We start from the raw sequence: 17,450 nt of genomic DNA, 5'->3' as shown, positions 1-17,450 counted from the left end.
GGTGAGACCCGTCGGCCCCGCCGCCCGAAGGCGGCGAGCCCCGCTCCACACGCTCCCGCCGCCGCAAGGTCGCAGGCCTCACGAGCCCTCCGGTGCGACGGGACGAAGGAAGGGTGGGTCAGGTCCGGAGCGACGTCGACGCCGGAGCCCAGAAAATCGAATGGCCTCTGATCGGCCTCATGAAATCGGCGCCGGTCATCGCGATGTGGCGGGGCCGGCCGACGTGATCCTCATCCCTTTGCGGGAGAAGGAAACCGCGTCGTCAGAAGGCGGCCTGCCCCGTGATGGCGCGGCCCAGGATCAGGGCGTGGACGTCGTGGGCGCCTTCGTAGGTGTTGACCGTCTCGAGGTTCATGGCATGGCGCATGACGTGCATTTCGCCGGTGATGCCGGCGCCGCCGTGCATGTCCCGGGCCTCGCGGGCGATGGCCAGGGCCTTGCCGCAGTTGTTGCGCTTCATCATCGAGATGGCTTCCGGGCACCAGTCGCCGGCGTCCAGACGACGGCCCAGCGCCAGCGCGCCCTCGAAGCCGAGGAAGATCTCGGTCTGCATGTCGGCCAGCTTCTTCTGCACCAGCTGGCGCGCCGACAGCGGACGGCCGAACAGGGTGCGTTCGGCGACGTAGTCGCGGGTGGCGTGGAAGCAGAACTCCGCCGCGCCCATGGCCCCCCAGCTGATGCCGTAGCGGGCCTTGTTCAGGCAGCTGAAGGGCCCGCGCAGACCCTTCACGCCCGGCAGCAGATTCTCTTCCGGCACCAGCACGTCGTTCAGGCCGATGTCGCCGGTGACCGAGGCCCTGAGGGACAGCTTGTCGCCGATCTTGTCGGTGGTGAAGCCGTCCATTCCGCGCTCGACCACGAAGCCGCGGATCTCGCCGTCCAGCTTGGCCCAGACCACGGCCAGGTCGGCGATCGGGGAGTTGGTGATCCAGTATTTGGCGCCGTTCAGGCGATAGCCGCCCGCGACCTTCTCCGCCCTGGTCTTCATCGAGGCGGGGTCGGAGCCGCCGTCCGCCTCGGTCAGGCCGAAGCACCCGACCAGTTCGCCCGCCGCCATGCGGGGCAGCCAGCGCATGCGCTGCTCCTCCGAGCCGAAGGCGTAGATCGGATACATGGCCAGCGAGCTCTGCACCGACATGGCGGAGCGATAGCCGCTGTCGACCGCCTCGATCTCGCGCGCGATCAGGCCATAGGCGACGTGGCTGGCGCCGGCGCCGCCGTACTGCTCCGGCAGGGTGGCGCCGAGGAAGCCCATCTCGCCCAGTTCCGTCATGATGGCGCGGTCGAAGGTCTCGTCGCGGAAGGCGGCGACCACGCGGGGCAGCAGCTTCTCGCGGGCATAGGACCGCGCCGCCTCCTGAATCATGCGCTCGTCGTCGGTCAGGCGGCCGTCGAGGTCCAGCGGATCGTCCCAGCGAAAGGATTTGCCAGAGTTCGCGGCGCCGTCGGCCATGGTCGTCTTTCCCTGATGCGCGGGGCTTCCGGCGATCGTGAGCGAGCGTGACGATCGGACCCCTTTTCTGGCGCGCGGTTTAGGCCAGAATGGCCGCTTCGGACAGGGGGTCCGCCTCCGCAAGACACGCAGGGTCATGAGCCGCACGCTGAAACGCCTGTTCGCCGACCATCCGCGCGAGGTCGACGAAACCTATCTGGAGCACATGGCCGCTTCGGGTCGGTTCGGCTTCAAACTGCTGAGGCTGGCCGGCTGCGCCTTCTGCCACGCGCTGGTGCCCGGCGTGTTCAAGACGACCGTCTCGGACGAGATCAAGGCGACGGCGCGGACCATGACGCACCGGGCCGACGAGGCGCGCGAGTGCCGCATGCGCGACGCGGGGGTCTGGGACCCGGGTTTGTAAGGGTCGAAGCCCGGAGCTAAGCAGGGCCATGACCCAAGGCCCCCTCGACGGCATTCGCGTGCTCGACCTGTCCCGCGTGCTGGCGGGACCGTGGGCGACGCAGACCCTGGCGGATCTGGGCGCCGAGGTGATCAAGATCGAGCGGCCGGGCGCGGGGGACGACACCCGCCTGTGGGGGCCGCCGTTCACGACGAAGACCGATGGATCGCGCGGGGACGCCGCCTATTTCCTGTGCGCCAACCGGGGCAAGAAGTCGGTCGAACTGGACATCGCGACGCCGGGGGGCGCGGAGGCCGTGCGCCGTCTGGCGGCGACCTGCGACGTGGTGGTGGAGAACTTCAAGACCGGTGGGCTGGCGAAGTACGGTCTGGACTGGCCGTCGCTGGAGAAGCTGAACCCGCGGCTGGTCTATTGCTCGATCACGGGCTTCGGGCAGGACGGGCCGGACGCGCACCGGGCCGGCTACGACTACATGATCCAGGCCATGGGCGGGCTGATGTCGATCACCGGCCAGCCGGACGGCGCGCCGGGCGCCGAACCGATGAAGGTGGGCGTGGCCGTGGTGGACCTGTTCACGGGGCTGTACGCGTCGAACGCCATCCTGGCGGCCCTGATGCACGCCCGGGCGACGGGCGAGGGGCAGCACGTGGACGTGGCCCTGTTCGACGTCCAGGCGGCCATGCTGGCCAATCAGGCGACCAACTGGTTCGTCTCGGGCACGGCGCCGACGCGGATGGGCAACGCCCATCCGAACCTGGCCCCCTACCAGCCCTTTCCGTGCACGGACGGCATGGTCGTGATCGCGGTGGGCAACGACGGGCAGTTCCGGGCCTTGTGCGGGGCCTTGGGCGCGCCGGGGATGGGATCGGACCCGCGCTTCGCGACCAACGCGGCGCGGATCGAGCACCGGGCGGTGCTGACGGCGGAGCTGTCGGCGCTGACGGCCGGTCATGGGATGAAGGCGCTGATGGCCCTGCTGGAGGCCGCCGGCGTGCCCTGCGGGCCCGTGAACACGGTCGATCAGGTCTTCGCCGAGCCGCAGGCCGTGCATCGCGGGCTGGAGGTGGAGCAGACGCGCGCGGACCTGTCGGCGCCGGTGCGCACCGTGGCCAGCCCCATCCGCCTGTCGAAGACCCCCGTCCGCTACGACCGCCCCCCGCCGGCGCTGGGGGCCGACACGGACGAGGTGCTGGGGGAGCTCAGCCCAGCCGCAGGAACGGCGCCAGCCAGGTAAGCGCCAGCGCCGCCATCATCGCGAAGGCGATCCAGTGCACCGGCTTCATCCGGCGCGGCAGGCTGGTGCCGGAAAAGCCGCCGGTCGCCCAAGCCGCGAGGGCCAGCACGCCGCCGGCGGCATGGGAGGGAACGTCGCGCGGCGCGAGATCGTCGCCTTCGTCCATGGCGAACTCACCGGACCGGGCCCGCCCCAGCAGCGTCAGCGCTTCGTCGCGCTGAGCTTCCGGCGCCATGACGCGCACGGCCAGCGCCCGCTGCAGGATGGGATCGATCGAGGCGTGACCCCGACCTTCCAATTCGGCCTCGATGCCGTGGGCGCGCAGGAAGGCCAGCGCGAGGTCGCCCTCCACGAGGTCCTGAAAGCGGGCTATCTCGATCAGCGCCACGGCGTCACCTTCCCACGAACTGTCGAGCAAGACGCGCACTCTCGCCTTGCGTCGACATCCAGATCAAGGCGTCGACGGTGGCCGCGACCGCGGCGTCGAGCACCGGCGACGGTCGGCCGCCGCGGTCCGCCCACTCCAAGTGTCCTTCCTCCTCGGTCTGGACTCCGGCGATGGCGGCGATGAGCTCCGCGTCCGTGCCGCCCGCAGCGCCCCGCAGCCACGCGAGTTGCTCCGACAGGTGGCGATGGACCGTGCGCTCGACCGCCCGGGTGCAGGCGAAGACTCCCGACGTGCCCAAGGCCCCCGTCATCAGCCCGAGCGCCGCCCCGCCGACGCCCCACAGCCACATCAGACGGCACGGGCGGGCCTGCCGGGCGGGCATCAGCGAACGGAACAGCTTCTCGTGCCGCCGCTCGTGCTCAAGCAATTCGGCGAGTTGAGCCACCAGATGCGGACACCTGACGCGCGCGAGGGCGATCTGGGCTGCGTAGATGCGAACCGCGCCGTGCTCGCCGCCGTGGTTGACCTTGAGGATGCGGGCGACCGTGGAGGCCATCGCCCGACCTCAGATCACAGGTCCAGCAGGAACCGCTGCGGGTCTTCGAGGTGCTCCTTGATCCGCACCAGGAAGGTGACGGCTTCCTTGCCGTCGACGAGGCGGTGGTCGTAGCTGAGGGCGAGGTACATCATGGGGCGGATGACCACCTGGCCGTTCACCGCCACCGGGCGCTGGACGATGTTGTGCATGCCCAGGATGCCGGACTGCGGCATGTTCAGGATCGGCGTCGACATCAGCGAGCCGTAGATGCCGCCGTTGGTGATGGTGAAGGTGCCGCCCTGCAGCTGGTCCAGCGTCAGGTCGCCGTCGCGGGCGGCCTTGCCCAGATCGGCGATGCCCTTCTCGATGCCCGCCAGCGACAGCTGGTCGGCGTCGCGCAGCACCGGCACGACCAGACCCTTGTCGGTGCCGACGGCCACGCCGATGGCGTAGTGGTTCTTGTAGATGACGTCCGTGCCGTCGATCTCGGCGTTGACGGCCGGGATCTCCTTCAGGGCCTCGACGACGGCCTTCACGAAGAAGGACATGAAGCCCAGCTTGATGCCGTGGCGCTTCTCGAAGGCGTCCTTGTACTTCGTGCGGATGTCCATGACGGCCGTCATGTCCACCTCGTTGAAGGTGGTCAGCTGGGCGGCGGTGTTCTGGGATTCCTTCAGCCGGCGCGCGATGGTCTGGCGCAGACGGGTCATCTTGACCCGCTCCTCGCGCGGGCCGAGGTCGCGTGGCGCGGCCGGGGCGGCGGCGGGAGTCGGAGCGGCGGCGGCGGCCTTCGGGGCCGAGGCGGCGGCCACGGCGTCGGCCTTGGTGACGTTGCCCTTGGGGCCCGTCGGCGTGAGCGACTTCGGATCGACGCCGGTTTCGGAGACGACGCGCTGGACCGCCGGGGACAGGTGCGGGTCTTCCCCGGACTTGATCTGGGCCGAGCCGGCGTTGGCCGGGGCGGCCGCCGCGGGCGGCTCGGGCTTCGGCTCGGCCTTCGGGGCGGCGGCGGGCTTCGCGGCCGCGGCGCCTTCGGCGACCACGCCCAGCACCGTGCCGGGGACGACCGTCGCGCCGGCCTCGGCCCTGATCTCGGCCAGCACGCCGTCGGCGGGGGCCACGACCTCCAGCGAGACCTTGTCGGTCTCCAGCTCGACCAGGATTTCGTCCTTGGTCACCGCCTCGCCCGCGGCCTTGGTCCACTTGGCGATGGTGGCCTCGGTGACGCTTTCACCGAGGGCGGGGGTCAGGATGTCGGCCATGGTCGGGTCTTTCGGGGAGGTTCGGGTCAGCTTAGCGGGCGAAGGCGTCGGTCAGGAAGGCGTCCAGTTCCTTCAGGTGGCGGCTCATCAGGCCGGCCGCGGTCGAGGCGGAGGCCGGGCGGCCGACGTAGCGCGCGCGCTTCGCCTTCACGTCCAGCTTCTCCAGCGTCAGCTCCAGCCACGGGTCGACGAAGGTCCAGCCGCCCATGTTGCGCGGCTCTTCCTGGCACCAGACCAGCTCGGCGTTCGGGAAGCGCGCCAGCTCGGTCAGCAACGACTTCATCGGCCACGGATAGAACTGCTCGAGGCGCATCAGATAGACGTCGTCGACCTGATCGCGTTCGCGGCGTTCCAGCAGGTCGTAGTACACCTTGCCCGAGCACAGGACGACGCGGCGGATGTCGGCGTCCGGCTTGATCGCCACGCCCGCGACGTCCGGACGGGTCTGGGCGTCGTCGTGCAGGACGCGGTGGAAGCTGGAGCCCTCGGCCAGCTCGGCGAGGGTCGAGGTCGCCTTCTTGTGCCGCAGCAGCGACTTGGGCGTCATCAGGATCAGCGGCTTGCGGAAGGGCCGCTGCATCTGGCGACGCAGGATGTGGAAGTAGTTGGCCGGGGTCGTGCAGTTGGCGACCTGCATGTTGTCCTCGGCGCAGGCCTGCAGGAAGCGCTCGAGACGGGCGGAGGAATGCTCCGGACCCTGACCTTCGTAGCCGTGCGGCAGGAGCATCGTCAGACCGCACATGCGCAGCCACTTGCGCTCGCCCGACGAGATGAATTGGTCGATGACGACCTGGGCGCCGTTCACGAAGTCGCCGAACTGGGCCTCCCAGAGGACGAGCGTGTTCGGATCTGCCAGGGAGTAGCCGTACTCGAAGCCCAGCACCGCCTCTTCGGACAGGGCCGAGTCGATGACCTCGAACGGGGCCTGGCCCTCGCGCAGATTGTTGAGCGGCGAGTACCGTTCCTCCGTGGTCTGATCGACCACGCCGGAGTGGCGCTGGGAGAAGGTGCCGCGCACCGAATCCTGGCCCGACAGGCGGACGGGGAAGCCCTCGTCCAGCAGGCTGGCGAAGGCCAGGCTCTCGGCGGTGGCCCAGTCCAGACCTTCGCCGGTCTCGATGGCCGAGCGGCGGCCCTCGATGACCCGCTTCAGCGTCTTGTGCACGTCGACCGAGGCGGGGATCGAGGTCAGCCGGTCGCCCAGCGACTTCAGCTTCTCCAGCGGGACGGCGGTCTTGCCGCGGCGCTCGTCGTCCTCGGGCAGACCCACGCCCTTCCACTGACCATCCAGCCAGTCCGCCTTCTTCGCGGCGAAGTCCTTGCCGGCGTCGAACTCGGCGTCGAGGAACTTTTCGAAGCGCGACACCTCGGCGTCCACCTCGGCGGCGGCGATCACGCCCTCCTCCACCAGACGACGGGCGTAGAGCTCACGCGTCGACGGCTGGGCCTTGATCTTCGAATACATCAGCGGCTGGGTGAAGGTCGGATCGTCGCCTTCGTTGTGGCCGAAGCGACGGTAGCAGAACATGTCCACCACCACGTCCTTGTGGAATTTCTGGCGGTACTCGGCGGCGACCTTGGCGGCGAACACCACCGCTTCCGGATCGTCCCCGTTGACGTGGAAGATGGGCGCCTGGACCATCAGGGCGACGTCGGACGGATAGGGCGAGCTGCGGCTGTTGCGCGGCGAGGTGGTGAAGCCGATCTGGTTGTTCACCACGAAGTGGACGGTGCCGCCGGTGCGGTAGCCCTTCAGCCCCATCAGGGCGAAGCATTCGGCCACGACGCCCTGGCCGGCGAAGGCGGCGTCGCCGTGGATCAGCAGCGGCATGACCTTGGTGCGATCCAGCACGCCCTTGGGCTCCGTCGCGCCGCCGGTGGCCTCGCGGATGTCGAACGCCTGCTTCGCCCGCGCCTTGCCCAGCACGACCGGATTGACGATCTCGAGGTGCGAGGGGTTGGCGGTCAGCGACAGGTGCACGCGGTTGCCATCGAACTCGCGGTCCGAACTGGCGCCCATGTGGTATTTGACGTCGCCCGAACCCTCGATGTCGGACGGGACCGACGAACCGCCCTGGAACTCGTGGAAGATGGCGCGGTAGGGCTTGCCCATCACCGCCGCCAGCACGTTCAGGCGACCCCGGTGGGCCATGCCCAGCACGATCTCGTCGACGCCCAGGGCGCCGCCGCGCTTGATGATCTGCTCCAGCGCCGGGACCATGGCCTCGCCGCCGTCCAGACCGAAGCGCTTCGTGCCGGGGAAGCGCTTGTGCAGGAAGCGCTCGAAGCCCTCGGCCTCGATCAGCTTGTTGAGGATGGCCAGCTTGCCTTCCTTCGAGAAGCCGGTGCGGGCTTGCGAATCCGCGCCCTCGAACCTCTGCTGCAGCCACGACTTCTCGTCGGGCTCGGCGATGTGCATGAACTGCACGCCGACGTTGCCGCAGTAGGTGGCCTTCAGGATCGACAGGACCTCGCGGATGGTGCCGGTCTGCAGGCCCAAGACGCCGTCGAGGAAGATCGGGCGGTCCAGGTCGCCGGGCCCGAAGCCGTGGAATTCCGGGGTCAGCTCCGGGTTCTGGACCGGCGGCTCGATGCCCAGCGGGTCAAGATTGGCCTGCAGGTGGCCGCGCACGCGATAGCTGCGGATCAGCATCAGGGCGCGAATGGAATCCTGAGCCGCGGAGCGCACCGCGTCGGCCGAGGCCGCAGCGGGCGCGGACTTCGCCGTCTTCGGATCCGGCTTCGCGGCCGGCCAGCGGCCGTCAAAGGGCGCGGTGTCCTCGCTGGGCTCACGCGTCACCGGGCGCCCCCAGGCGCCGGCGCCGGCGCTGGCCTTCACCGCGTCGGCGTTGTCGCGCAGCTGGTCGAAAAAGGCGCGCCACTCACCCGAGACGGAAGCCGGGTCCTCGGCCCAGCGGGCGTGCAGATCCTCGATGAAGGCGGCGTTCGAGCCGTACAGGAAGCTGGTCTCGGCAAAGACCTGGTTCAGCCGTCCGGCGTCGTCAGCCATCGTCTCTTCTATCGTCCCATGAGCCCGCGCGCGCACGTCTGCGGCCGGGCCGGCGCTCATATAAGCGCCAATTGCTCACGGGTCATGACCGAAGCTTGGCGAAAAGCGCGGAAATTCGCGCTTTTGGAGACCTCAGCCCTTGAGGGCCGCCAGCAGGGTCTCGCCCAGCGCCGCCGGGGACGGCGACACGCGGATGCCCGCCGCCTCCATGGCCGCGATCTTGTCGTCGGCGCCGCCCTTGCCGCCCGAGACGATGGCCCCGGCGTGGCCCATGGTGCGGCCCGGAGGGGCGGTGCGGCCCGCGATGAAGCCGGCCATGGGCTTGCGACGGCCCTTCTTCGCCTCGTCGATCAGGAACTGGGCGGCGTCTTCCTCGGCGCTGCCGCCGATCTCGCCGATCATGATGATCGACTCGGTCGCGTCGTCGGCCAGGAACATCTCCAGCACGTCGATGAACTCGGTGCCCTTGACCGGGTCGCCGCCGATGCCGACGGCCGTGGTCTGACCCAGGCCGGCGTTGGAGGTCTGGAACACGGCCTCATAGGTCAGGGTGCCCGAGCGCGAGACCACGCCGACGGAGCCCTTCTTGAAGATGTTGCCCGGCATGATGCCGATCTTGCATTCGCCCGGCGTCAGCACGCCCGGGCAGTTCGGGCCGATCAGGCGGGAGCTCGAGGTTTCCAGACGGGCCTTGACCTTGACCATGTCCATCACGGGAATGCCCTCGGTGATGCAGACGATCAGCGGCACCTCGGCCTCGATGGCCTCCAGGATCGCCGCGGCGGCGAAGGGGGGCGGGACGTAGATGGCCGAGGCGTTCGCGCCGGTCTTGTCGACGGCTTCGCGGACGGTGTCGAACACGGGGACGTCTTCCAGCACCGTCATGCCGCCCTTGCCGGGCGTCACGCCGCCGACGACCTGGGTGCCGTAGGCGATGGCCTGCTCCGTGTGGAAGGTGCCCTGGGCGCCGGTGATGCCCTGGGTGATGACCTTGGTGTTCTTGTCGACGAGAATGGACATTCCGGGCCTTCGGATCGCGGCGAGGGGAGGTCGGCGACCGGCGTCGCCGCGCGGGTGATTAGGCGATCCGACGGCGGGACGCCAGCCCCGCCCCGGCATGAAGAAGGGGCGGTCGCGTCGCCGCGGCCGCCCCTCGTCGTCGTCACGAACGGCGCACGCGGCGCCGATCCGTCATTGAACCCGAGGGTTCATGTACATGACCATGGTCACGCCGCCCTGGTCGCCGACCATGAGCATGCGCAGTTCGCCCGTCATCATGCGTGCCCCAAGGCCTTCGTCAGTGATGTTGGGATCGACGGGCACGGGGCGACCGTCCTTCATGGACACGACGTAGCCGCGGAACTCCGGCGTGTTCATTTCCGGCACGGGCGCCGAGGCGCCGGTCCAGGACTTGATCTGGCCCTCGATCGAGGCGGCGTCGGCCGGCTGACCGCCGATGGCGCAGACGCCCATGTTCATCGACATGGCGCCCATGCCCGGCATCGGCTCGACCATGTCGCCGGTCATGGCCATCTGGAATCCGGCCCCGACGGGCTTCATCCAAGCCTTGAGATTCTCGAACGGAACCTCGTCGCCGAACATGGCGGGATCCAGCGGCACCCAGCCGCCCTCGGACGACAGCGCGGCGGCCGCCTTGCCCGCGTCGCCGTCGCCGGCGATGCAGATCTCGCTGAAGGCGTCGAAAACCGGGTCCTGCGCGAGGGCGGGAGCGGCGAAAGCCATCGCGCCGACGGCGCAGGCGGCCAGGACGCCCGTTTTCAGGGGCGAGCGGAAAGCGAACATTGAACAGCCTCGATGATGATCAGGAACCGGTCCCCCCGGTCTCGGGCCGACTTTACCCGTCCATGGCCGCGTCGCAAAGCGGAGCCGTGGCGGCCGATCACTCCGGACTGACGCGCAGCAGGGCCAGGCCGGAGCTGCGGGCGTCGCCCACCAGCGTCAGCATCAGCAGCGGGCGTTCCAGCGCGATGGCGAAGCCGGCCTCGGGCGAACCGGCCGCCGCGAAGCTCGCCTTCTCGTCAGTGAAGCCCGCCTGACGCGAGCCGGACACCAGCCAGACCGGCCCCTGCGCCGTGGGCTGGCCCGGCAGGCCCATGACCTCCGCCACGGCCCGCTCCAGTCGATCGTGGGGTCCGGCCGAACCGCCGTATGGTTGCAGGATGCAGGTCCGCACAATGAGGCCGCCCTCGAGGTCGCCGGGCGAAGAGGCCGAGGTCAGAAGCTGCCCGCCATAGCCGTCGGGGCTGTCGAACGCCGCCAGATCGATTGCGGAAGCGACCTCGGGGCCGCCCTGCCCCGGCGTCCAGCCGGCCTCCTCCGCCGCCGCGCGCACGGCGGCGCGCTCGCCGCCCGTGTCCAGGCAAAGGCGCGTGAAGTCGGCGACATAGCGTGCGGTCCCGGCTTCGTCGGGCACGTACGTCGGCGGCGCGGCCGGCGCCACGGGCTGCGGCGGCGTCGCAAGCTGAGCCCAGGCGGGCGCGGCGACCAGGGAGACGGCGAGGGCGAGACAGGCGATGCGCTTCATTTCAGGGTTCCGTACATCAGGCCGGCGCCGGAGCCGACCGGCAGGACGGCGAAGATGGAGACGGGGCGTTCACGCGCCACCTCGGCGATGCGGGCGTCGGAGGAACCGACCAGCTGGGGCTCCGAGCGCCAGACGTCGGGACCGCCGGTGAGATACCACATGGGAGCGCCCGCGGCGCCGTCGGTGAAGGCCGGGAAGCCCAGCTTCGTCTCCAGCCGCGTCTCGGCCGACCCGGCGTCCAGCGCAGGCGCCACGACGATGCAGGTCGTGCCGGTCATGGCGCCGAAGTCCTCGCGCGGGGCGGTGCCGGCGATGAAGATCTCCATGGCCGCGCCCTCGCCGCGCGTCAGGGGCACCGCGTCCGGAAAGTCCGGCAGGCGGAAGGTCCGCGCCACCTCGGCCGGGGCGTCGCCGAAACCGGCCGCGCGCGCCTTTGTCTGCGCCGCGGCGACGTCGCCGGACGGCGCGACGCACAGTTCCAGAAAGTCGTCATAGGGATCGGCCGCCGCCGGCGTGGCCAGCAGCAGGGCGGTCAGGGCGAGGACGGTCTTCATGCGGGCGGCTCCGTGAGGGTCGCGCGATCAAATCCGCCGCCGGGGGCGAAAAGGCGGCGTCAGGCCGCCTTCACCGCCTTGACGATCTTTTCGGCCGCGTCGGCCAGGTCGTCGGCCGGGATGACGTTCAGGCCGCTGTCGCGAAGGATCTGCTTGCCCAGCTCGACGTTGGTGCCCTCCAGACGCACCACCAGCGGCACCTTCAGGCCGACTTCCTTCACGGCCGCCACCACGCCCTCGGCGATGATGTCGCAGCGCATGATGCCGCCGAAGATGTTGACCAGAATGCCCTCGACGTTCGGGTCAGAGGTGATGATGCGGAAGGCCGCGGTGACCTTCTCCTTCGAGGCGCCGCCGCCGACGTCGAGGAAGTTGGCCGGCTCGGCGCCGTAAAGCTTGATGATGTCCAGCGTCGCCATGGCCAGGCCGGCGCCGTTGACCATGCAGCCGATGGTGCCGTCCAGCGCGATGTAGGCCAGGTCGTATTTCGAGGCCTCGATCTCCTTGGGGTCTTCCTCGGTGACGTCGCGCAGCGCCTGCACGTCCTTGTGGCGGAACAGGGCGTTGCCGTCGAAGCTGACCTTGGCGTCCAGCACGCGCATGCGGCCATTTTCCATGACGATCAGCGGATTGACCTCCAGCATCGACATGTCCTTCTCGACGAAGGCCTTGTAGAGCGCGGGAAACAGCGACTTCGCGTCCTCGCGGGCGGCGCCGTCCAGCTGCAGGGCGTCCGACAGGGTCGCCACGTCGGCGTCGGTCACGCCCGCCGTGGGGTCGATCACCACGGTCTGGATGCGCTCCGGCGTGTCGTGTGCCACCTGCTCGATGTCCATGCCGCCCTCGGTCGAGACGACGAAGGCCACCTGGCCGTGGGCGCGGTCGACGAGGATGGACAGATACAGCTCGCGGGCGATGTCGGCGCCGTCTTCGATGTAGAGGCGGTTCACCTGCTTGCCGGCCTCGCCCGTCTGGGCGGTGACCAGGGTGTTCCCCAGCATCTCGCGGGCGTTGGAGACGACCTCGTCGATCGATTTGGCCAGCCGGACGCCGCCCTTGGCGTCGGCGCCGAGTTCCTTGAAGCGGCCCTTGCCGCGGCCGCCGGCGTGGATCTGGCTCTTCACCACCCACAGCGGGCCGGGCAGCTGCTTCGCCGCGGCCTCGGCCTCGTCGGCGGAGGTGATGGCGACGCCCTCGGCGACGGGCACGCCGAAGCCCTTGAGGACCTGCTTGGCCTGATATTCGTGGATGTTCATGAGAAGCGCCGCCGATCGGGAGGAGGAAGTCGGGGCGCTTATAGGCGGCGGGTCGAGAGCGGCGCAACCGCCCCCGACCCGGTCCGGTTCAGTCGACCCAGTCGCGCTTCAGCGTGCGCGAGGCGCCGATGAGCAACAGGGCGGCCAGCACGTAGAATCCCATGCCGGTGTAGATGGCCCAGCGCAGGCTCTCTTCGCCGAAGCGGGGCTGCAGCAGGTCCGACACGGCGCCGAAATAGTAGAAGCCGACGGCGATGCCGAGCAGGTTGTTGATCAGCAGGAACAGGGCCGAGGCCGTCGACCGCATGGGCGCGGCGACCAGATGCTGCACCGAGGCCGTGATCGGCCCCAGCCATGCCAGGTTCAGCCCGGTCGGGATCAGGAAGATCAGGAAGGCCACGGTCAGGGCCTGCACCTGCGTGCCGCCGCCGGGGATCAGCTGGGCGATCAGCCAGTCGGAGTTCATGGCCAGGATGAAGCAGGGCGCCGAGATCAGGAAGGCGATGGCCGGCACCAGCGGATAGGCGCCCTTGCCGCGCCTGGCCGTCTTGTCGGCGATCATTCCACCCAGCCAGATGCCCAGCACGCCGCCGATCAGGGCGATGCCGGCATAGTACCAGCTGACCTGTTTCAGCGTCAGGTCGAAGCTGCGCATGAAGAACAGCGGCAGCCAGCCGGCGACGCCGTAGCCGCAGACCGACGACGAGGCGGCGCCCAGGGCCAGCAGCCAGAAGCTCTTCTTGGGGATCACCGCCGAGGCGGTCACCTGGGCGATCAGCAGGGACACGCCGATGACCAGCGCCAAGAGGCCGCCGAACGCCAGCACCAGCGCGTCGCCGAAGGCCAGGCCGACGAAGTGGTTGAGCCCCGCGAGCGTCAGCAGACCGAGGCCGAGGCCGAGCATGATCAGGGCCGCCGTGCGACCCACGCGGGCCGAAGCGCGCGCGGCGACCGGCGCCGCGTCGACGGGCGCCCCGCTCTCGACGGCCTTGGGCGCATCGGTCGCGCCGCGCTTCGGATCGCGGATGGTCAGCCGCATGAGGGGGGCCAGAACCACGCCCAGCAGGCCGACGACGACGAAGGCGGTGCGCCAGCCGTACTCCGCCGCCAGCAGGCCGCCGACGAGCGTGCCGGCCGCCGTGCCCAGCGGGATGCCGAAGGCGAAGCCGGCAAGCGCGCGGGCGCGCTGGTGCGGCGGGAAGTAGTCGGCGATCAGGGAATAGGCCGGGGCCACGCCGCCCGCCTCGCCCACGCCGACGCCCATCCGGTAGAGGAACAGCTGGGTGAAGCTGGTCGCCGTGCCGCACAGGGCGGTGAAGCCCGACCAGACCGCCAGCGCGCCGGTCATGATCCAGACGCGGCTGAAGCGGTCGGCCAGCCAGGCCAGCGGAATGGCGAGCGTGGAATAGACGCTGGCGAAGGCGATGCCGCCGAGCAGGCCGAACTGGCTGTCGGAAAGCTGGAACTCCTCCTTCAGCGGGGCGGCCAGGATGCCGATGATCTGGCGGTCCAGAAAGTTCAGCATGTAGACGAGGATCAGCACCGCCAGAACGTAGAAGCGGTAGCCGGGGCGTTCGGTCTTCACCGTGGCGTCGGTCATGGTCGGCCCCTCCCCGGGCTCGTCTTCAGGCGACCCTAGCAAGCGGGTCCGCAAAGAAAAATGGGCGGCGACCCCGAAGGAGCGCCGCCCAAGTCGTTCAGGAACTTGAACCGATCAGAACTTGACGGTCACCGACGCCGTCACGGTGCGCGGCGGGCCGTAGTAGCCGATGATCGAGTTGTCCAGGAGCGCGCCCGGGAAGTTGTAGCCGCCCACGCGATACCGCTCGTCCGTCAGGTTCTTGCCGTAGATGCCGACGACGAAGCGGTCGTAGGTCCAGGTGGCCGACAGATCGACGAGGGCGAAGCCTTCCTGGTCCAGGATCGGGTTCGGGAACTCGAACTGGCTGTAGTCGTCCCGCCAGGAGACCTGCGGGACGATCGTGAGATCGCCGCCGGCCAGAGGGCTGTTCCAGGTCAGGCCCAGATACCCGGTCCACTCCGGGGCGTTCTGGAGGACGACGAGATCGGAGATGTCCTCGAACATCATGGTCGTCAGGTTGTAGCGGATGAACTCCTCGAAGTCGGAGTTCAGGTAGCCGACCGCGAAGTTGGCCGTGAGGTTCTCGGTCAGGAACAGCGAACCCTCGAACTCGGCCCCGTAGAAGGTCGAGGAGCCGACGTTGTCGACGAAGCTGGCGATCGTGGCGCCCGACGGCACCTGGGTGGTCACCTGCTGGTCCTGGTACTCGTTGTAGAAGGCGGCCGAGCTGAACGACAGCGGGCCGAGGCGGCCCTTCAGGCCGATCTCGTAGCTGTCGACCGTCTCGGGATCATAGCCGTTCACCGTCTGGGGCGTGGCGACGGCGTCGCCGCGCATGTCGAAGCCGCCCGACTTGAAGCCTTGCGAGAACGAGGCGTAGGCGGTCACGTCGTCGGTGACGTCATACGACAGGGCCACCTTCGGCGTGAACTGATCGAAGGAGTTCGAGCGCGTGTAGTCGGTGCGCACCGCGCCCAGGACCGGCCGGGGCGTGCCCCCCGTCAGCGGCGAGCGCGTCGCCCCCAGATAGTTCGCGCGGAACACGTCGCCCGTCTTGTCGTCCAGCGTGTAGCGGCCGCCCAGCGAGAGGTGGAGCCGATCGGTCAGGTCCAGATTGACGTCGACGTAGGCCGAGATCGACGTGGTTTCTACATAGCCGCCCGTGCCGGTCACGATGCCCGCGCCGCCGATGATCGTGTCGAACGCGCCTTCGGCGCGGCCGTCCAGATAGAACAGGCCCATGACGCCCTGCACGCGGTCGTAGTCGAACAGGCCCTGGAACTCGAGCGTGGTCTGCTGGTCCTCGTAATAGGCGGGGATGTCCAGCGTCGGGCGCGGGGTGTTGTCGAAGTCGATGACCGTGTCGGTGCGGCCGTCCCGACGGGCGACGATCGACTTCAGGGTCCAGTTGTCGTTCAGGCGGCCCTGGACGGTCATGGACCAGCCCTCGGTCTGCACGGAGTTCTCGTCGCCGACGCCGGCGTTGGTGTCATAGACGTTGTTCAGCACGGCGCCGTCCGGCAGGGCGCCCGCGACCTCGCGGTGACCATGACGCGGATTGGAATCGTCGTTCATCAGGTCATAGGCGAAACGCACGAACACGTCGTCGTTGGGCGTCAACTCAGCCGAGAACCGGAACGCTTCCACGTCCTTGTCATAGTGTTCGGCGCCGGTGTTGATGTTGGTGCCGTAGCCGTCGCGCGTGTACTTGGCGAAGGCCCCGCCGATGCGGAAGTTGTCGGTCAGGGAGCCGCTGCCCATGGCCAGCACGTCGACCTGATTGAAGCTGCCGTAGGAGCCCTTGAGCGTCAGCTCGGTCTCGGGCGACAGCCGCTGGGTGACGTACTTGATGGCGCCCCCGACCGTGTTGCGGCCATACAGCGTGCCCTGAGGACCGCGCAGCACCTCGATGCGCTGGACGTCGAACACGTCGAGCACCGCGCCCTGCGGACGGGCCACGTAGACGTCGTCGATGTAGAGGCCGACGCCGGGCTCGAAGCCCCACAGCGGATCCTGCTGACCGACGCCGCGGATGAAGGCGATCAAGGTGGAGTTGGAGCCGCGTGCGACCTGGACGGTGGCGTTGGGGGTCTGCTGCTGCAGGGCGGTGATGTCCGCGGCGCCCGTCTGTTCCAGACGCTCTTCGGACAGGGCGGACACCGCGATCGGCACGTCCTTCAGCGCTTCGTCGCGGCGACGGGCGGTGACGACGATCTCGTCGACGGTGGTGGCCTCCGGCTCCTGGGCCGGAGCATCCTGGGCGGCGGCCATTCCGGCCATGGCGCTCCAGGCGGCGCCCGCCAGCAAGGCGGCTTTGACGAATTTCTTCATGATGAACCCCAATTCCTGATGTTTCAGCCCAAGACGCTTTTATTCAGCGTTCAATGATTTTCGCGGAAGGTAACCGCTTTCAGGGGCCTGTCAAACGGTGAGGCTTGGTCCCGCGCGTGGCGCCTTGCGGGTGTGGCGCCGTTGCACACCGGGGTTCGCCGGGCCAAGGATGGCCCATGACCAAGCTTGACGCCCCGCCCGCAGACGCCGCCCCGAGACGCGGCCGGCCGAGGAAGGCCCAGGCCGGCGCGAGCGGCGACACTTCGGCCTCGATCCTGGACGCGGCCGAAGATCTGTTTTCCAAGCACGGCTTCTACGGGGTCACCATCCGCGAGGTGGCGCGCGAGGCCGGCGTCGACACGGCGCTGGTGCACTACTACTTCGGCTCGAAGCGGGAGCTGTTCGACGCGGTGTTCCTGCGCCGCGCGGAGATCTGGAACGGCGAGCGGGTGGCGGCCGTCGACCGCTATGCGCGGGAAGCGGGGCCGGACGGCATGACGCTGGAGGGGCTGCTGGAAGCCTTTCTGCGGCCGCCGTTCCAATGGTCGCTGAAGGGCGGGCCGGGGTGGAAGCATTATTCGGCGCTGGTGGCGCAGACCAACGCCAACCCCACCTTCGGCGGGGAGACCATGGCCCGCTATTTCGACCCGGCCATCCGTCGGCTGATCGAGCTGATCAAGCAGGTCCTGCCCGAGGCGCGCGAGGTCGACCTTTACTGGGCCTATCACAACCTGTCGGGCGCCCTGACGCTGACGCTGGGCGAGACGGGGCGGCTGGACAGGCTGTCGGGCGGCCTGTGCCGGTCGGGTGATCTGGAGAGCGCCTGCGACTACATGGTGCGGTTCGCGGCGGCGGGATTCCGGGCCGTCTGCGCGCCGCCGGAGAAGGGCTGAG

Annotated in this window: 15 protein-coding genes; 3 read left to right on the top strand and 12 right to left on the bottom strand. The window is 69.2% G+C overall.

Annotated elements, in window-relative coordinates; all coding sequences use genetic code 11:
• Positions 1–262: 262 nt before the first annotated feature.
• The gene (locus VGR32_RS04750) at positions 263–1,453 is read right to left on the bottom strand and encodes an acyl-CoA dehydrogenase (RefSeq protein ID WP_327448569.1); all 1,191 of its coding nucleotides are present in this window, start codon (positions 1,451–1,453) and stop codon (positions 263–265) included.
• A 136-nt stretch (positions 1,454–1,589) separates the two neighbouring features.
• Between VGR32_RS04750 and VGR32_RS04745 the strand changes: the two genes are divergently transcribed.
• Positions 1,590–1,856, top strand: a complete 267-nt coding sequence (locus VGR32_RS04745) for a DUF6356 family protein (RefSeq protein ID WP_327448567.1) — start codon at positions 1,590–1,592, stop codon at positions 1,854–1,856.
• Between the two features lie 28 nt (positions 1,857–1,884).
• Complete coding sequence (locus tag VGR32_RS04740) at positions 1,885–3,090, top strand: CaiB/BaiF CoA-transferase family protein (protein WP_327448565.1); 1,206 nt, start codon at positions 1,885–1,887, stop codon at positions 3,088–3,090.
• Here VGR32_RS04740 and VGR32_RS04735 read toward each other — a convergent pair.
• From VGR32_RS04735 to VGR32_RS04685, 11 genes are all read right to left on the bottom strand, one after another.
• Complete coding sequence (locus VGR32_RS04735; protein ID WP_327448563.1) at positions 3,056–3,478, bottom strand: putative signal transducing protein; 423 nt, start codon at positions 3,476–3,478, stop codon at positions 3,056–3,058. The genes VGR32_RS04740 and VGR32_RS04735 overlap by 35 nt on opposite strands.
• A 4-nt stretch (positions 3,479–3,482) precedes the next feature.
• Positions 3,483–4,034, bottom strand: a complete 552-nt coding sequence (locus VGR32_RS04730; protein WP_327448561.1) for a demethoxyubiquinone hydroxylase family protein — start codon at positions 4,032–4,034, stop codon at positions 3,483–3,485.
• 14 nt (positions 4,035–4,048) lie between these two features.
• Positions 4,049–5,278, bottom strand: coding sequence for a 2-oxoglutarate dehydrogenase complex dihydrolipoyllysine-residue succinyltransferase (gene odhB, locus VGR32_RS04725; protein ID WP_327448559.1), 1,230 nt, complete (start codon positions 5,276–5,278; stop codon positions 4,049–4,051).
• Positions 5,279–5,309: 31 nt separating this feature from the next.
• On the bottom strand, positions 5,310–8,288 hold the full coding sequence (locus tag VGR32_RS04720; RefSeq protein WP_327448557.1) for a 2-oxoglutarate dehydrogenase E1 component: 2,979 nt from the start codon (positions 8,286–8,288) through the stop codon (positions 5,310–5,312).
• A gap of 132 nt (positions 8,289–8,420) precedes the next feature.
• Positions 8,421–9,308 (bottom strand): succinate--CoA ligase subunit alpha, encoded by an 888-nt coding sequence (gene sucD / locus VGR32_RS04715; RefSeq protein WP_327448555.1) that lies wholly within the window; start codon positions 9,306–9,308, stop codon positions 8,421–8,423.
• A 171-nt stretch (positions 9,309–9,479) separates the two neighbouring features.
• The gene (locus VGR32_RS04710) at positions 9,480–10,091 is read right to left on the bottom strand and encodes a hypothetical protein (protein ID WP_327448553.1); all 612 of its coding nucleotides are present in this window, start codon (positions 10,089–10,091) and stop codon (positions 9,480–9,482) included.
• A gap of 97 nt (positions 10,092–10,188) precedes the next feature.
• The gene (locus tag VGR32_RS04705) at positions 10,189–10,833 is read right to left on the bottom strand and encodes a hypothetical protein (protein ID WP_327448551.1); all 645 of its coding nucleotides are present in this window, start codon (positions 10,831–10,833) and stop codon (positions 10,189–10,191) included.
• Positions 10,830–11,387: a hypothetical protein gene (locus VGR32_RS04700; RefSeq protein ID WP_327448549.1), complete on the bottom strand. Its 558-nt coding sequence runs from the start codon at positions 11,385–11,387 to the stop codon at positions 10,830–10,832. Before VGR32_RS04700 ends, VGR32_RS04705 begins: the two co-directional genes overlap by 4 nt.
• Before the next feature lie 59 nt (positions 11,388–11,446).
• Positions 11,447–12,643 carry an ADP-forming succinate--CoA ligase subunit beta gene (gene sucC, locus VGR32_RS04695; protein ID WP_327448547.1) on the bottom strand — a complete coding sequence of 399 codons (1,197 nt, stop codon included), beginning with the start codon at positions 12,641–12,643 and terminating at the stop codon, positions 11,447–11,449.
• Positions 12,644–12,731: 88 nt separating this feature from the next.
• A complete protein-coding gene (locus tag VGR32_RS04690) occupies positions 12,732–14,243 on the bottom strand; it encodes an MFS transporter (RefSeq protein ID WP_327448545.1) in 1,512 nt (503 codons plus the stop codon).
• A 114-nt stretch (positions 14,244–14,357) separates the two neighbouring features.
• On the bottom strand, positions 14,358–16,556 hold the full coding sequence (locus VGR32_RS04685) for a TonB-dependent receptor (protein ID WP_327448543.1): 2,199 nt from the start codon (positions 16,554–16,556) through the stop codon (positions 14,358–14,360).
• Between the two features lie 176 nt (positions 16,557–16,732).
• Here VGR32_RS04685 and VGR32_RS04680 point away from each other — a divergent pair, with 176 nt between their 5' ends.
• Positions 16,733–17,449 (top strand): TetR/AcrR family transcriptional regulator, encoded by a 717-nt coding sequence (locus VGR32_RS04680; RefSeq protein WP_327448541.1) that lies wholly within the window; start codon positions 16,733–16,735, stop codon positions 17,447–17,449.
• Position 17,450 lies beyond the last annotated feature (1 nt).

This window comes from Brevundimonas sp. (assembly GCF_035935935.1).
Lineage (GTDB): Bacteria > Pseudomonadota > Alphaproteobacteria > Caulobacterales > Caulobacteraceae > Brevundimonas.
Note: the sequence above shows the minus strand (reverse complement) of the source record. Positions and strands in the feature narration are given on the sequence as shown.

Bases quoted from the DNA above. Each gene is read 5' to 3' on its own strand.
- VGR32_RS04750 (WP_327448569.1), bottom strand. From the start codon at position 1,453: ATGGCCGACGGCGCCGCGAACTCTGGCAAATCCTTTCGCTGGGACGAT.
- VGR32_RS04745 (WP_327448567.1), top strand. From the start codon at position 1,590: ATGAGCCGCACGCTGAAACGCCTGTTCGCCGACCATCCGCGCGAGGTC.
- VGR32_RS04740 (WP_327448565.1), top strand. From the start codon at position 1,885: ATGACCCAAGGCCCCCTCGACGGCATTCGCGTGCTCGACCTGTCCCGC.
- VGR32_RS04730 (WP_327448561.1), bottom strand. From the start codon at position 4,034: ATGGCCTCCACGGTCGCCCGCATCCTCAAGGTCAACCACGGCGGCGAG.
- odhB (WP_327448559.1), bottom strand. From the start codon at position 5,278: ATGGCCGACATCCTGACCCCCGCCCTCGGTGAAAGCGTCACCGAGGCC.
- VGR32_RS04720 (WP_327448557.1), bottom strand. From the start codon at position 8,288: ATGGCTGACGACGCCGGACGGCTGAACCAGGTCTTTGCCGAGACCAGC.
- sucD (WP_327448555.1), bottom strand. From the start codon at position 9,308: ATGTCCATTCTCGTCGACAAGAACACCAAGGTCATCACCCAGGGCATC.
- VGR32_RS04710 (WP_327448553.1), bottom strand. From the start codon at position 10,091: ATGTTCGCTTTCCGCTCGCCCCTGAAAACGGGCGTCCTGGCCGCCTGC.
- VGR32_RS04705 (WP_327448551.1), bottom strand. From the start codon at position 10,833: ATGAAGCGCATCGCCTGTCTCGCCCTCGCCGTCTCCCTGGTCGCCGCG.
- VGR32_RS04700 (WP_327448549.1), bottom strand. From the start codon at position 11,387: ATGAAGACCGTCCTCGCCCTGACCGCCCTGCTGCTGGCCACGCCGGCG.
- sucC (WP_327448547.1), bottom strand. From the start codon at position 12,643: ATGAACATCCACGAATATCAGGCCAAGCAGGTCCTCAAGGGCTTCGGC.
- VGR32_RS04690 (WP_327448545.1), bottom strand. From the start codon at position 14,243: ATGACCGACGCCACGGTGAAGACCGAACGCCCCGGCTACCGCTTCTAC.
- VGR32_RS04685 (WP_327448543.1), bottom strand. From the start codon at position 16,556: ATGAAGAAATTCGTCAAAGCCGCCTTGCTGGCGGGCGCCGCCTGGAGC.
- VGR32_RS04680 (WP_327448541.1), top strand. From the start codon at position 16,733: ATGACCAAGCTTGACGCCCCGCCCGCAGACGCCGCCCCGAGACGCGGC.